Genomic DNA, 12,937 nt, shown 5'->3' with positions numbered 1-12,937 from the left:
TGCCAACTCGGTTATAGTGCCCTTGCGGCAAGAGCATCCGCCGCGCCTACCGTCATTCGACCTTCGAGGAATTGAAAATGAAAAAACTGTTCGTTGCCAGTCTGATCCTGTCCCTGAGCGGTGCGATGGCCGTTGCCGCCAACGCCGCCGAGCCGACGGCCCAGCAAAGCAAGATGAAAACCTGTAACGCCGACGCCACCGGCAAAAAAGGCGATGAACGCAAGGCCTTCATGAAACAGTGCCTGAGCGCGGATGCCGCGGCGCCGGCGCCGAAAGTGACGCAGCAGGACAAGATGAAGAAATGTAATGCCGACGCCACCGGCAAAAAAGGCGACGAGCGCAAGACCTTCATGAAGGAATGCCTGAGCAACAAGTAAGCCGGCCGCAAGTCCCCCCCGAAAAAAACGCCATGTGCGCTTGCGACGTTCAAGACCGTCGCAACGCCACATGGCGTTCTCATTTGCGCTACGCCGCGGCGCCGGCCCCGGCCGAACGCTGCTGCTGGCGCTGCTGACGGCCATACAGGATCAGCGTCGCACACAGCCCGCACACGGCGGCAAACGTCATCCACCAGCCGGGCGCGCTCTTGTCGCCGGTGTATTCGATCAGGCCGGTGGCGATGGCCGGCGTGAAGCCGCCGAACACCGCCGTCGCCAGGCTGTAGGCCAGCGAGAAGCCCACCGTGCGCACCTCCACCGGCATCACCTCGGTCAGCGCCACCACCATCGCGCCGTTGTAGCTGGCGTACAGGAAGGACAGCCACAGCTCCACGCCCAGCATGCGGCCGAAGCTGGGCGACTGCACCAGCCAGTGCAGCGCCGGGTAGGCGGTGAAGATGGCCAGCACGGTAAAGCAGATCAGCAGCGGACGGCGGCCGACGCGGTCCGACAGCGCCCCCATCGCCGGCAGCCACAGGAAGTTCGACACGCCCACGCACAGCGTCACCATCAGCGCGTCGGCGGTGGACAGGTGCAGCACGTTCTTGCCGAAGGTCGGCGTATAGACGGTGATCAGGTAGAACGATACGGTGGTCATCGCCACCAGCATCATGCCGGCGATCACCAGCGCCCAGTTGTTGAGCATGGAGCGGAAGATTTCCTTCAGCTCAGGGCGGTGCTTGCGCGCCTTGAATTCCTCGGTCTCCTGCAGCGAGCGGCGGATCACGAACAGCACCGGCACGATCAGGCAGCCGACGAAGAACGGGATGCGCCAGCCCCACGCGCCCACCTCGGCCGGCGTCAGCCACTGGTTGAGCGCGAAGCCCAGCGCGGCGGCAGCCACCACCGCCACCTGCTGGCTGGCCGACTGCCAGCTGACATAGAAACCCTTGCGGCCCGGCGGCGCCATCTCCGACAGGTAGACCGACACCCCGCCCAGCTCGACGCCGGCCGAGAAGCCTTGCAGCAGGCGGCCGGTCAGCACCAGCGCCGGCGCCAGGTAGCCGATGCTGGCGTAGCCCGGCACGCAGGCGATCAGCAAGGTGCCCAGCGCCATCAGCGCCAGCGTGACGATCAGGCCCTGGCGGCGGCCGACGCGGTCGACATAGGCGCCCAGGATGATGGCGCCGAGCGGGCGCATCAGGAAGCCGGCGCCGAAGGTCATGAAGGTCATCATCAGCGAGGCGACTTCATCGCCGCTGGGGAAGAAGGCCCGGGCGATGGCGTTGGCGTAAAAGCCGAACAGGAAGAAGTCGAACATCTCCATGAAGTTGCCGCTGACGACGCGGAACACCGTGCTGAAGCGCGACTGCCGGGGTTGGTGGGTGGTAGAGGAAGTCATGACATGTCTCGCGGTTGATACTTTGTTGTCGTTCGAATCACGCCCGCAAGGAGGGGGCGTCCGCCGATGATACGCAGCTTTGCTTTCATTTTCCCTTCAACGGGCTACCGTTGATCGTAGCCTTAGCGCAACACAATGCCGTTTTTTTGCAGTTTGTCGCAAACTTGTCGGCAGCGGCGGCCAGCTTCAGTAAGATTAACATTGTTAAAATTAACAACGTTAAATTTCATCCCTTACCGAGGTCTTACCATGCGCCGTACCGCTGCCGCCGTCCTGATCCCCGCCCTGTTCGCCCTGAGCGCCGCCGCCCAGGCCGCCGAGTCGACCCGCCCCCTGCCCTCCTTCGTCGCCATCAGCGCCAAGGGCGCGTTCGCCATGACGGTGGAGGTGGGCAAGACGCAATCGGTGGTGGTCAGCGGCGAGGACAGCTTCGTCGCCGCGCTCAAGACCGAGGTGGTCGACAACGAACTGCGCATCACCATGCCGGACAAGACCTTCAAATCTTCCAAGAGCGACCCGCGCATCACCATTACGGTGCCGTCGCTGAGCCGCGTCAAGGTCGAAGGCGCCGGCGAAACCATCCTCAACAAGGTCAACACCGACCGCCTCGACATCGGCTACCTGGGCGCCGGCCACCTGGTCGCCAACGGCAAAGTCAAGTACCTGCGCGTCAACGCCAAGGGCGTCGGCGAAGTCGATACCAAGTCGCTAGTGGCCGAGCGCGTCGACGTCAACTTCGAAGGCGTCGGCCATGTCAGCGTGCACGCCACCGACCTGCTCAACGCCGTCGCCAAGGGCATGGGCGAGCTGGACTACTACGGCCATCCCAAGACCGTCAACAAGTCCGTGGCCGGCATCGGCAGCGTCAACGCCAGGGACTAACTTGCCTTGCTGACACGATGAGAGATTGCGGGTACTATCAAAGGACCGAATAAGCACCACAACCCGCAACGCATTCCGGAGGCAGGAACAGTGGCTGTGCCGAACGACATCGCGCACTGGCGCGCGCAAATCTTTGCGAAGCTGCTGCTGGTCGTGTTCCTGCTCGGATCGGCAACCGCCGTGCCCAGCGTGCTGCTGGCCGCCAGCGAAGGCCTGTGGTCCATCGTCGTCATCGACATCGTCGCGCTGCTGTGGCTGGCGGGCATCTGGCGCCTGCGGCGCCTGCCCTACACCATCCGCGTGCTCAACTTCCTGGCGGTCGCCTTCATCGTCGGCATCGGCCTGCTGCTCAAGGTCGGGCCGGTCAGCCAGATCTACCTGATGGCCGTCCCGGTGCTGGCGGCGCTGCTGCTGGGACTGCGGCCGGCGCTGTGGACGCTGGGCCTGGCCGGACTGGCGGTGATGGTGGTCGGCTTCGAACAGAACTCCAAGCTGTACATCGAAGGCATGCCGGACTACGGCTTCCTCAAGGCCGCCATCGTCACCATCAACTTCATGTTCATGACGGCGGTGCTGACGCTGTCCTGCGCCGTGCTGCTGCAGCACCTGGCGCGCTCCTTCAGCGAGCTGCAGAGCCACCAGGCCGAACTGTCGGCGCTGAACGCCGAGCTGCGCCTGACCTCGGCCGCCGTGTCGCGCCTGAACGACATGGTGCTGATCGCCGAGGTCGACCAGGAAGGCGGCGGCGAGGCGGCGCAGCGCATCATCTTCGTCAACGAAGCGTTCGAGCGCCGCACCGGCTACCGGCGCGGCGAAGTGCTGGGCCGCAGCCTGCGCCTGCTGCAGGGGCCGGACACGGAAACGGCGGTGCTGGCCCACATCGAGCGCGCCATGGCGCGCAGCGAGGCGGTACGCGCCGAGCTGCTGAACTACACCAAGTCCGGCGAGCCCTACTGGGTGGAGACCGAGCTGGTGCCGTTCGCCGGCGAGGGCGGCGTCAACACGCACTGGGTGGCGGTCGAGCGCGACATCACCGAGCGCAAGAAATCGCAGGACGATATCCACCGCCTGGCCTTCTTCGACGTGCTGACCGGCCTGCCCAACCGCCGCCTGCTGATGGACCGCATCGACAAGCTGCTGGCCAGCTCCGAGCGCGGCGCCACCTACAGCGCGGTGATGTTCATCGACCTGGACCGCTTCAAGACCATCAACGACGCGCGCGGCCACGCCACCGGCGACGCCCTGCTGTGCAACGCCGCCGCCCGCCTGTCGCAGCTGATGCGCAAGGCCGACACCGTAGCGCGCATCGGCGGCGACGAATTCGTGGTGCTGCTCGGCCACCTGGCGCACGACCTGCACGCCGCCACCCACGCGGCGCTGACGGTGGCCGAGAAGATCCGCGTCGCCATCGGCCGCGACGTCGAGATCGAGGGCCAGAGCTACAACTCCACCGCCAGCATCGGCGTCACCATGCTGCCCAAGAGCGGCGACGCCGCCGAGGGCCAGAGCGCGCAGGACCTGCTGCGCGAAGCCGACACCGCGATGTACCGCGCCAAGGCCGAGGGCCGCAACGGCATCGCCTTCTTCGAGACGGCGATGCAGGCCGAAGTCGAACGGCGCCTGACGCTGGAGCGCGACCTGGCCGCCGCGCTGGCCGCCGGCGAACTGCAGATGCACGTGCAGGCCCAGGTCGACCGCACCGGCCGCACCGTCGGCGGCGAGCTGCTGATGCGCTGGCCGCTGGCCGGCGGCGACATGGTGCCGCCGAACGTGTTCATCCCGGTGGCCGAGGAATCGGGGCTGATCGTCGAACTGGGCGCGTGGGCGCTGCGCCAGGCCTGCGAGGCGGTGCTGCGGCTGGCGCAGGCCGGGCTGGCGATGCCGCTGTCGGTCAACGTCAGCCCGACCCAGTTCCGCCAGGCCGATTTCGTCGAGGTGGTGCAGCGCACGCTGGCCGACACCGGCGCCCCGGCCGCCATGCTGGTGCTGGAAGTGACCGAGGGCCTGTTGATCGACAAGATGGACGAGACCATCGCCCGCATGCACCAGCTGGCGGCGCTGGGGCTGCGCTTCTCGATCGACGATTTCGGCACCGGCTATTCCAGCCTGGCCTACCTGAAGAAGATGCCGCTGTACGAGTTGAAGATAGACCGCAGCTTCATCATGGACACGCCGGACGACGCCAACAGCCGCGCGCTGGTGCAGTCCATCCTGGCGATGGCCGGCCACCTGGGCCTGCGGGTGGTGGCCGAGGGCGTGGAGACCCAGGCCCAGGCCGACTTCCTGATCGCCAACGCCTGCGCCTGCATGCAGGGCTATCTGTATGCGCGGCCGATGCCGCTGGCGGCGTTGATCGAACGATTGCAAAGCAATACGGCAGTGGCGGCCGCGTAAGCCACAGACAACTGGGGAGAACGACGCAATGAAACTGACAGTCGCACACAAGATGATCGTCCTGGCCGGCGCCGCATTGGCCGGCATCCTGCTGCTGGCCGGGGTGAGCCAGTACCAGATGGACAAGGTCTACGAATCGGCCAGCTACTCCACCGTCAACACGGTGCCCAGCCTGGTGGTGCTGGACCGGCTGCGCGACGCCTTCCTGCGCATGCGCATCCGCGTCAACCAGCACGTGCTCAATACCGACGACAAGAAAATGGCGGAGATCGACAACCAGGTGGCCGAGATGCGCAAGGCGGTCGACGACAACCTGAAAAAATACGAGGCCCTGCTGTCGGACGACAAGGACAAGGCCATACTGGAGCGCGAGAAGACCTCGTGGGCCAAGGTGCAGCCGCAGATCGAGGCGGTGCTGGCGGAGTCGCGCGCCAACCGCAACGACAAGGCGCGCGTCGCGCTGGAGCAGGCCAGGCCCGAGATCCAGGTGATGCAGGCCGCCATCGACAACCACTTCGACTACAACATGGAGCTGGGTAAAAAAGGCGCCGACGAGGCCGAGGCCATGAAGAAGGCGGCGATGCGCAACTCCATCGTCATCGCGGCTGCCACGCTGCTGGCGGTGGCGGCGATCGCCACCCTGATCACGCGCGTGCTGCTGCGCCAGCTGGGCGGCGAACCGGATTACGCCGCCCACATCGTCAACCGCGTGGCCTCCGGCGACCTGACCGAACAGGTGCGCATCAAGCCGGGCGACACCACCAGCCTGCTGGCGGCGATGAACACCATGGTGGTCAACCTGTCGCGGGTGGTCAGCGAGGTCAATGACGGCGCCGAGGCGCTGGCCAGCGCTTCGGAGGAAGTCAGCGCCACCGCGCAATCGCTGTCGCAGGGCGCCAGCGAGCAGGCGGCGGCGGCCGAGGAATCGAGCGCCGCCATCGAGCAGATGTCGGCCTCGATCGCGCAGAACACCGAGAACGCCAAAGTCACCGACGGCATGGCCGGCAAGGCCGCGCAGGAAGCCGGCGAAGGCGGCGAGGCGGTGCGCTCGACGGTGACGGCGATGCGCGAGATCGCCAAGAAGATCGGCATCATCGACGACATCGCCTACCAGACCAACCTGCTGGCGCTGAACGCGGCCATCGAGGCGGCGCGCGCCGGCGAGCATGGCAAGGGCTTCGCGGTGGTGGCGGCCGAGGTGCGCAAGCTGGCCGAACGCAGCCAGGTGGCGGCGCAGGAGATCGAGCAGGTCGCCAGCGGCAGCGTCGACCTGGCCGAGAAGGCCGGCGCGCTGCTCGACACCATGCTGCCCAACATCAAGCGCACCTCGGACCTGGTGCAGGAGATCACGGCGGCGTCGGAGGAGCAGAGCGCGGGCGCGGGCCAGATCAATTCCGCCATGAGCCAGTTGAGCCAGACCACGCAGATGAACGCCTCCAGTTCCGAGCAGCTGGCCGCCACCGCCGAGGAAATGAGCGGCCAGGCGGAGCAGCTCCAAAGTTCGATGTCCTTCTTTAAGGTGCGCTGACCAACGATGATCATTATTTATACCGTTTTATCCATGGCGGCGGCGCTGTTGGCCGCCGTCTTGCTGTTCGAACGCGTGGCGCCGGTGGCGGCGGCGCGGCTGGGCATGGCGCTGGAACGGCGCCGCGCCGGCCTGCGGCTGCGCCAGGCCGCCCTGCCCGGCTGCTCCATGCCCTACCTGGAGGGCGGCAGCGGCGAAGTCCTGGTGCTGGTGCACGGCTTCGCCGGCGACAAGGACAACTTCACCCGCATCGCCCGCTTCCTGACGCCGCGCTACCGCGTGCTGATCCCCGACCTGCCCGGCTTCGGCGACGCCAGCCGCGATCCGCAGGCCGGCTACGCCATCGCCGACCAGGTCGAACGGCTGCGCGCCTTCCTCGACCGCCATGCGCCGGGACGGGTCCATCTGGGAGGCAATTCGATGGGCGGCTACATCGCCGCGCAGTTCGCCGCCGGCCATCCCGAGCGGGTGGCCAGCTTGTGGCTGCTGGACGCGGCGGGCACCGAGGCCGCGCAAAGCTCGCCCGCGCTGACCGGCTACCGCGCCACCGGCGCCATGCCGCTGCTGGTGCCGAAGGAAGGCGACTTCGCGCAGCTGATCGCCAGTTCCTCGCAGCGCGCCTTCTTCCTGCCGTATTCGGTGCGCACGGCGCTGGCGCGGCGGGCCGTGGCCGACTTCGCGCTGCACACGGCCATCCTGCGCCAGGTGACGGCGTCGCCGCTGCTGGAGCGGCAGTTCGATGGCTTGCGCACGCCGGCGCTGATCGTGTGGGGAGAAGAGGACCGCATCCTGCATCCGTCCGGCGCCGCCGCATTGGCCGCGCTGTTCGGCCAGCACCGCGTGATCCTGATGCCCGGCATCGGCCACCTGCCGATGCTGGAGGCGCCGCGCCGCAGCGCCCATGACTACGTCGACTTCCGCCGCCGGCTGGCGCAGGCGGCGAGCGTTGCGCCGGCGGCCGCAGTGCTGCTTACTGAACCACGCTGACGCGCTTGCCGGTCAGGGTGCGCTGGGCAGGGTTGCCGTACACGGTGACGCGGCCGGAGCCGGAAGCGTCGGCCACCACCGACTGGCTGACGCCGGCCGAGATGCTGCCGGAGCCGTTCGACGACAGTTCCGCGCTCTGGCTGGTCAGGCCGGCCAGGTCGGCGCTGCCCGAACCGAACAGGCGCACCGTCATATTGCGCACGCTGCCGCTGGCGTTGGCGCCGCCGGAACCGTGGATGTCCAGGCTGAGCGTGTCGCCGTTCAGGCGGCCCAGGTCCAGGCGCCCGGAACCGTTGATGCTGGCGACGGTGGAACCGCTTTGCAGGCCGCTGGCGTTGACGCCGCCGGAACCGTTGACGCGCGCGTCGAGGCGGCTGACGGTGCCCGACAACTGCACCTGGCGCGAACCGTTCTGGCTCAGGCTCAGCGCGCCGCCGTTCAAGCCGCTGACGGTCAGGCGCCCGGAGCCGTTCGACTGGATCTGGCGCAGCTGCGGCGTGGTGTAGATCACGCGCAGCGGGCTGGCGCTCTGGATGCGGCCATCGACCCAGACCCGCAGCGAGCCGCCGCTGGCGTCGGTGCGCAGCATAGGCAGCAGGTTGCTGTCGCCTTCGACCTGCAGCGACGGCGCATCGCCGACGCGCACTTCGACCACGACCGGGCCGTTGATATCGATGCCGTCGGCGCCAACCGCGTCGCGGCGTTCCACCGCCTGCTGGCCGTTGCCCTGCACCGCCGAGCTGCCGAAAGCCGAATTGAAATGGACATTGCCGTTGCCGTCGTCCGGGACGACGATGACGGCGCAGCCGGCGAGGGTGGCGAAGGCGGTGATGACGGCGATGGAGATGGCGGTGCGCATGATGGGGTCGTCCCTGAAGTTATAGTATCGACACTGTAGCGCCGCCACCCGCGCGCCGCCCGCGCCGTGCGACGAACGGCAGAAAACGGGGGCCAAAACGACCAAAGGGCGCCATGGGCGCTATGGCCACCCTTTGCCGCGGCTATCGGCCGACTTCGCACAACTGGTAGGGATAGGGCTCGCTGCCTATCGCCGCCCGGTGCACGCGGCAGGTGTCGAGCCGCACGCGCAGGCCGTAGCGCTGCAGGTCCAGGGCCGCCTTTTGCCGCACTTCCAGGTTGCGGGCCGCCAGGTCCATGCGGTATGGCGGCAGCAGCTCGAGGCGGCAGCGCGGCCCGTCCGGCTGCGCCAGCATCTCGACGCCGACGTGGAAGCGCACCTTCTTCATCATCCGCTCCAGCCGCGCGCAGCCGGCGTCGCTGCCGGTCTGGCCCAGCCAGGATACCAGCAGGTTTTTCTTCTCCAGCGTGATCTCCTCGTGGTTGGCGGCGCCGATCAGCATCACATAGTGGGTGCCGGTGCGGCTGGCCGCGATCGCGCGGATGCGCTCCAGGTAGGCCGGCGACTCCGGGAAGCCGCCCGCCAGCGCCACCACCGGCACCTGCGGCGGCAGCAGGCTGGCCATCCAGCCCATCGGCGGATCGCCGTGCGCGGTGTAGACCAGGTTGTGGGCCGGATCGGGCAGGCCGGGGTCGTCGGCGCTGAAGCCGTTGGCGGTCCAGCCGCTGTGGCCCCAGGTGCTGAAGGGGAAGACCACGATGGCGCACACGGTCAGCGCCCAGGCGCCGGCGCGGCGGGCCAGCGCCGGCTTGCACAGCCGCTGCAGCAGCAGCCACACCGCCAGCGGCGCGAGCAGCTCCAGCGGCACCAGGTAGCGGTAGATGCCGAACAGCTTGAGCCAGCCCACATAGCCCAGCGCAAAGAACACCAGCACGAAGCGCGTGCGGCCGTCGGCATCCGCCGCCGGCGCCGGCGCCGCCGCGGGCGCCGGGGCGCTGCGCAGGCGGCCGGCCAGCAGCCGCAACGCCAGCGCGATGAACAGCAGGTAGACCACGGGCCAGATCAGCTGGCGCATCACCAGCTCGGACACGCGATGGCCGTCCAGCGTGAAGATGAAAGGCCACAGCAGCGCTTCGGCCAGGCCGTGCGGCAGGTGGGCGGTGTCCGCCACGCCGACCGGCAGCGCCAGCGGGCTGCGGAACAAATCGTTCATTTGCGGGAACAGCGGATTGCCGAAGGTCTGCCACATGCGCAGGAACCAGTGGCCGGCGGTGGCGGCCAGCCCGGCCAGCACCGCCACGCCGTACACCAGCGACAGGCGCAGGCGCTGCCACCAGCCGCCGCCGATGGTCAGCAGCGCCACGCACAGCGCCAGCGCGAAGGTGGCGTTGGTCAGCTTCAGGCCCGTGCCCAGGCCCATGGCCAGGCCGGACAAGGCCAGCCAGCCGATGGCGCCACGGTCGAGGGCGCGCCAGCGCGGCCAGTGGCGCAGCACCAGGTACAGCGACGCCAGCACGAACAGCGCGATCATATTGTCGCCCATCGAGTTGCCCAGTTCGGACAGGAAGCCCGCGCCCAGCGTGCCGGCCAGCGCCAGCAGCAACGGCAGGCGATAGCGGTCGGCGGCGTCCGGCGCCGGCAGCAGCAGGCGCGCGATGGCCAGCACCAGCACGAAGTTCAGGCCGTGCAGCGCGCCCATGGCAAAGCCGGCCAGCGGCGCCGGCAGCGCGCGGTTCAAGCCGTAGTACAGCAGGTCCAGCGTGGGATTGAAATAGCTTTGCCACTGCCCCGGCGACAGGTCGAAGCCGATGCGGCCGTTGAGCAGCGCGTAGGCGTTGTACAGGTGGTAGTTGCGCAGGTCCCAGTTGTTGTCCTGGCCCAGCAGCAGCGACAATGCGCCGAACAGCAGCGGCGCCAGCCAGGCGGCGTGGCGCACGGCGCCGGGGCGGTTGAAGCGCGCGGTGCGGCGGTCGTACCAGCGCCCGATGGCGCCGAAAAAATTCTGCATAAGGTGAAGGGAAGTAAGGCGCGCGGCGAGCGGCCGCGCAAAGCGGCGATGGTATCATGGCGGCACCGACTTTCCTCCGCCGCCGCCCATCATGACGACCCACGCCTCCCCTTCCGCCGCCGACAGCCTGACCGCGCTGCGCGACCTGACCCGCCAGTTCGCCGGCGAACGCGATTGGCAGCAGTTCCACACGCCGAAGAACCTGGCCATGGCGCTGTCGGTGGAGGTGGCGGAACTGGCCGAGCATTTCCAGTGGCTCAAGACCGGCGCCGACGACGAACTCGATGACGCCAGACGCACCGCCATCCGCCACGAGCTGGCCGACGTGCTGCTCTACCTGGTGCAGCTGGCCGACAAGCGCGGCGTGGACCTGTACGCGGCGGCGCTGGAAAAGATGGCCCTCAACGCGGTCAAATATCCGGCCGCGCAGGTGCGCGGCGACGCCCGCAAGTACAACGAATACTGAACCCTCCCTACTGCGGGCGGCGCACCGCGCGCACCTTGCCGCTGCCGCCGCCACCGGCGTAGAACAAGCCTGCGCCGTCCGATTCCAGGCCGCTGACGCCGACGCCGTCCGGCATCTCCAGCCGCTCCAGCACGGCGCCGCTGTGCGGGTCGATGCGGCGGATATCGCTCTCGTCCCCTTCCCAGGTACCGTGCCACAACTCGCCGTCCACCCAGCTGACGCCGGTGACGAAGCGGTTCGAAGCGATGCTGCGGATGACCACGCCGGTGGCCGGGTCGACCTGGTGGATCTTGCGGTCGCGGTACTGGCCCACCCACAAGCTGCCCTCGGCCCAGGCCAGTCCGGAGTCGTAGCCGTCGCCCGGCGCCGGGATCGACGCCAGCACCTGGCCGCTGGCGGGGTCGATCTTGTCGATGCGCCGTTCGGCGATCTGGTACAGATAGGTGCCGTCGAAGGCGGTGCCGGCGTCGCTGGCGACGTCCAGCGCGCGGGTGGTGTCGCCGCTGGCGGGATCGAAGGCGATCAGTTTGGCGCCGGTGGCGGCCCAGACGCGCTGGCCGTCGTGGGTGACGCCGTGGATGCGTTCGACGCCGTCGAAGGGGCCGTACTCGCGCACGATCTCGGCCGGCCGGGTCTTGGTTTTGGATTTGCTGGTGTTCATTGCTGCCTCCTGAGTCGGTTGCTTGGGCCGCGTCGCGGCGCCGCAAGTGAACTTTATTCCAGTGGCAGCGCCGCAGGGAGTAACAAGATTGTCGTGTATCCGGCCAGCGGCGGCGCCAGCCAGCGGCGCGTGCGCGCGCGGCCGATGGGACGCACGCGGCCGGCCTCCTCCAGCTCGGCCAGCGCGCGCTGCACGGTGCGCTGGCTGGCGCCCAGCGCCAGCGCCAGGGCCGAGGTCGACCAGGCCGCGCCGTCGGACAGCAGCGCCACCAGCGCGGCCTGCTCGCCGGCGATGGGCGGGGCCAGCACGGCGACATCGCGTCCCGCCAGCGGCTGCAGCACGAAGCCGCGCGCGGTGGCGGCGATCTGCGCCTGGTCGGCGACCAGCGCGCGCAGGCGGCCGATCTCGACCCGCAGACGGGCGCGGTGGGTGGCGTCGGGGTCGCGGGTGCGGAAGGCGGTCGCGATCAGCGCTTCGCGGCTGATGTCGCCGGGCCAGGCCTCGGCCAGCGCGCGCGCCAGGGCGAACAGCAGCGGGCGGCGGGCCAGTGGCCGCCATAGTCCGCCGCTGCCCAGTCCACGGCGGCAGGCGTCGACCACCAGCGTGTCGGAGGCCAGCAGCGCAGCCACTTCGCCGAGGCGCAGCAGTTGCTCGCCGCCGGCCGCCAGGCGCAATGCGGCGGGCCGGTCGAGCGCTGAGCGCGCCTCCGCCACTTCGGCCAGCAGCGCCGGAATGCCGGCCCGTTCGGCCGCCGCGTGGGCCCGCTCCAGCGCCGCCTGCGCGGGGCCGATGCGCAGCGAGCGCAGCGCCAGCTCCGCCGCCGCCAGGCTTGCCACCGCCGCCAGCGCGGGCAAGGGGGCGCGTGCCGCGGGAGCGGCCGGCACGCGCGGTGCGGTGCGCGCAGCGGACGGCTGCGGTGCGATCGGCGTCCGCGGCGCGACACGCGCGTCGGACTGCGCCAGCGCCGCGCCGGCTTCTTCCAGGCGGCCAAGCAGCAGCAGGCGGCGTACCGCGATCAGCCGGGCATGCAGCAGGTTGGCGTGGTCGGCGTGCGCCTCCAGCGTGGCCAGCGCCGCCGCCAGCGCGCGCGGCGACGCGGTAAAATCGCGCACGGCCAGCGCCACCTCGGCCTCGGCGATCACGCAGCGGGCGCGCGACAGTTCCTCATGGGAGCCGAAGCCGCGCGCGGCCCGCCGCAGCAGTTCGCGCGCACGGCGATGCTCGCCCAGCTGGGCCATGGCGATGCCGCGCAAGGCCAGCGCGGGCGGGTCGTCGCGCAGGGCGACGCGTTTGAGGGCGCCGAGCGCATCCCCGGCGGCGAGGGCGCGCGCGGAGGCGGCGATCAGGGAATCCATGACGGCGGCGCGCGCACA

11 protein-coding genes are annotated in these 12,937 nt (G+C 69.2%); 6 read left to right on the top strand and 5 right to left on the bottom strand.

Going from position 1 to position 12,937, the window contains the following annotated elements; all coding sequences use genetic code 11:
* Positions 1-77: 77 nt before the first annotated feature.
* A complete protein-coding gene (locus DUGA2_RS23415) occupies positions 78-377 on the top strand; it encodes a PsiF family protein (RefSeq protein ID WP_070271821.1) in 300 nt (99 codons plus the stop codon).
* A gap of 88 nt (positions 378-465) precedes the next feature.
* Here DUGA2_RS23415 and DUGA2_RS23410 read toward each other — a convergent pair whose 3' ends face one another.
* A complete protein-coding gene (locus DUGA2_RS23410) occupies positions 466-1,779 on the bottom strand; it encodes an MFS transporter (RefSeq protein WP_070271820.1) in 1,314 nt (437 codons plus the stop codon).
* Between the two features lie 249 nt (positions 1,780-2,028).
* Here DUGA2_RS23410 and DUGA2_RS23405 point away from each other — a divergent pair, with 249 nt between their 5' ends.
* The 4 genes from DUGA2_RS23405 to DUGA2_RS23390 all read left to right on the top strand — a co-directional run bounded on the left by DUGA2_RS23405 (position 2,029) and on the right by DUGA2_RS23390 (position 7,570).
* Complete coding sequence (locus DUGA2_RS23405; RefSeq protein ID WP_070271819.1) at positions 2,029-2,661, top strand: GIN domain-containing protein; 633 nt, start codon at positions 2,029-2,031, stop codon at positions 2,659-2,661.
* Positions 2,662-2,757: 96 nt separating this feature from the next.
* Positions 2,758-5,055 (top strand): bifunctional diguanylate cyclase/phosphodiesterase, encoded by a 2,298-nt coding sequence (locus DUGA2_RS23400; RefSeq protein ID WP_307171094.1) that lies wholly within the window; start codon positions 2,758-2,760, stop codon positions 5,053-5,055.
* A 28-nt stretch (positions 5,056-5,083) separates the two neighbouring features.
* Positions 5,084-6,583 (top strand): methyl-accepting chemotaxis protein, encoded by a 1,500-nt coding sequence (locus DUGA2_RS23395; protein ID WP_070271817.1) that lies wholly within the window; start codon positions 5,084-5,086, stop codon positions 6,581-6,583.
* A gap of 6 nt (positions 6,584-6,589) precedes the next feature.
* Positions 6,590-7,570: an alpha/beta fold hydrolase gene (locus DUGA2_RS23390; protein ID WP_141753358.1), complete on the top strand. Its 981-nt coding sequence runs from the start codon at positions 6,590-6,592 to the stop codon at positions 7,568-7,570.
* Here the strand turns inward: DUGA2_RS23390 and DUGA2_RS23385 are convergent.
* Together DUGA2_RS23385 and DUGA2_RS23380 are read right to left on the bottom strand one after the other, a co-directional pair.
* Complete coding sequence (locus DUGA2_RS23385) at positions 7,554-8,429, bottom strand: head GIN domain-containing protein (RefSeq protein ID WP_070271815.1); 876 nt, start codon at positions 8,427-8,429, stop codon at positions 7,554-7,556. The two genes, DUGA2_RS23390 and DUGA2_RS23385, sit on opposite strands and share 17 nt — an antisense overlap.
* A gap of 142 nt (positions 8,430-8,571) precedes the next feature.
* Complete coding sequence (locus tag DUGA2_RS23380; protein ID WP_070271814.1) at positions 8,572-10,437, bottom strand: glycosyltransferase 87 family protein; 1,866 nt, start codon at positions 10,435-10,437, stop codon at positions 8,572-8,574.
* A 91-nt stretch (positions 10,438-10,528) separates the two neighbouring features.
* Here DUGA2_RS23380 and DUGA2_RS23375 point away from each other — a divergent pair, with 91 nt between their 5' ends.
* Positions 10,529-10,903 (top strand): nucleotide pyrophosphohydrolase, encoded by a 375-nt coding sequence (locus DUGA2_RS23375; protein WP_070271813.1) that lies wholly within the window; start codon positions 10,529-10,531, stop codon positions 10,901-10,903.
* A gap of 7 nt (positions 10,904-10,910) precedes the next feature.
* On the opposite strand, the gene DUGA2_RS23370 is transcribed toward DUGA2_RS23375, so the two are convergent.
* Together DUGA2_RS23370 and DUGA2_RS23365 are read right to left on the bottom strand one after the other, a co-directional pair.
* Positions 10,911-11,564, bottom strand: coding sequence for a glutamine cyclotransferase (locus DUGA2_RS23370; RefSeq protein ID WP_070271812.1), 654 nt, complete (start codon positions 11,562-11,564; stop codon positions 10,911-10,913).
* A 53-nt stretch (positions 11,565-11,617) separates the two neighbouring features.
* Positions 11,618-12,919 carry a DNA-binding protein gene (locus DUGA2_RS23365; protein ID WP_070271811.1) on the bottom strand — a complete coding sequence of 434 codons (1,302 nt, stop codon included), beginning with the start codon at positions 12,917-12,919 and terminating at the stop codon, positions 11,618-11,620.
* Positions 12,920-12,937 lie beyond the last annotated feature (18 nt).

The organism is Duganella sp. HH101, from assembly GCF_001758795.1.
In the GTDB taxonomy this organism is placed as follows: domain Bacteria; phylum Pseudomonadota; class Gammaproteobacteria; order Burkholderiales; family Burkholderiaceae_D; genus Rugamonas; species Rugamonas rivuli.
Note: the sequence above shows the minus strand (reverse complement) of the source record. Positions and strands in the feature narration are given on the sequence as shown.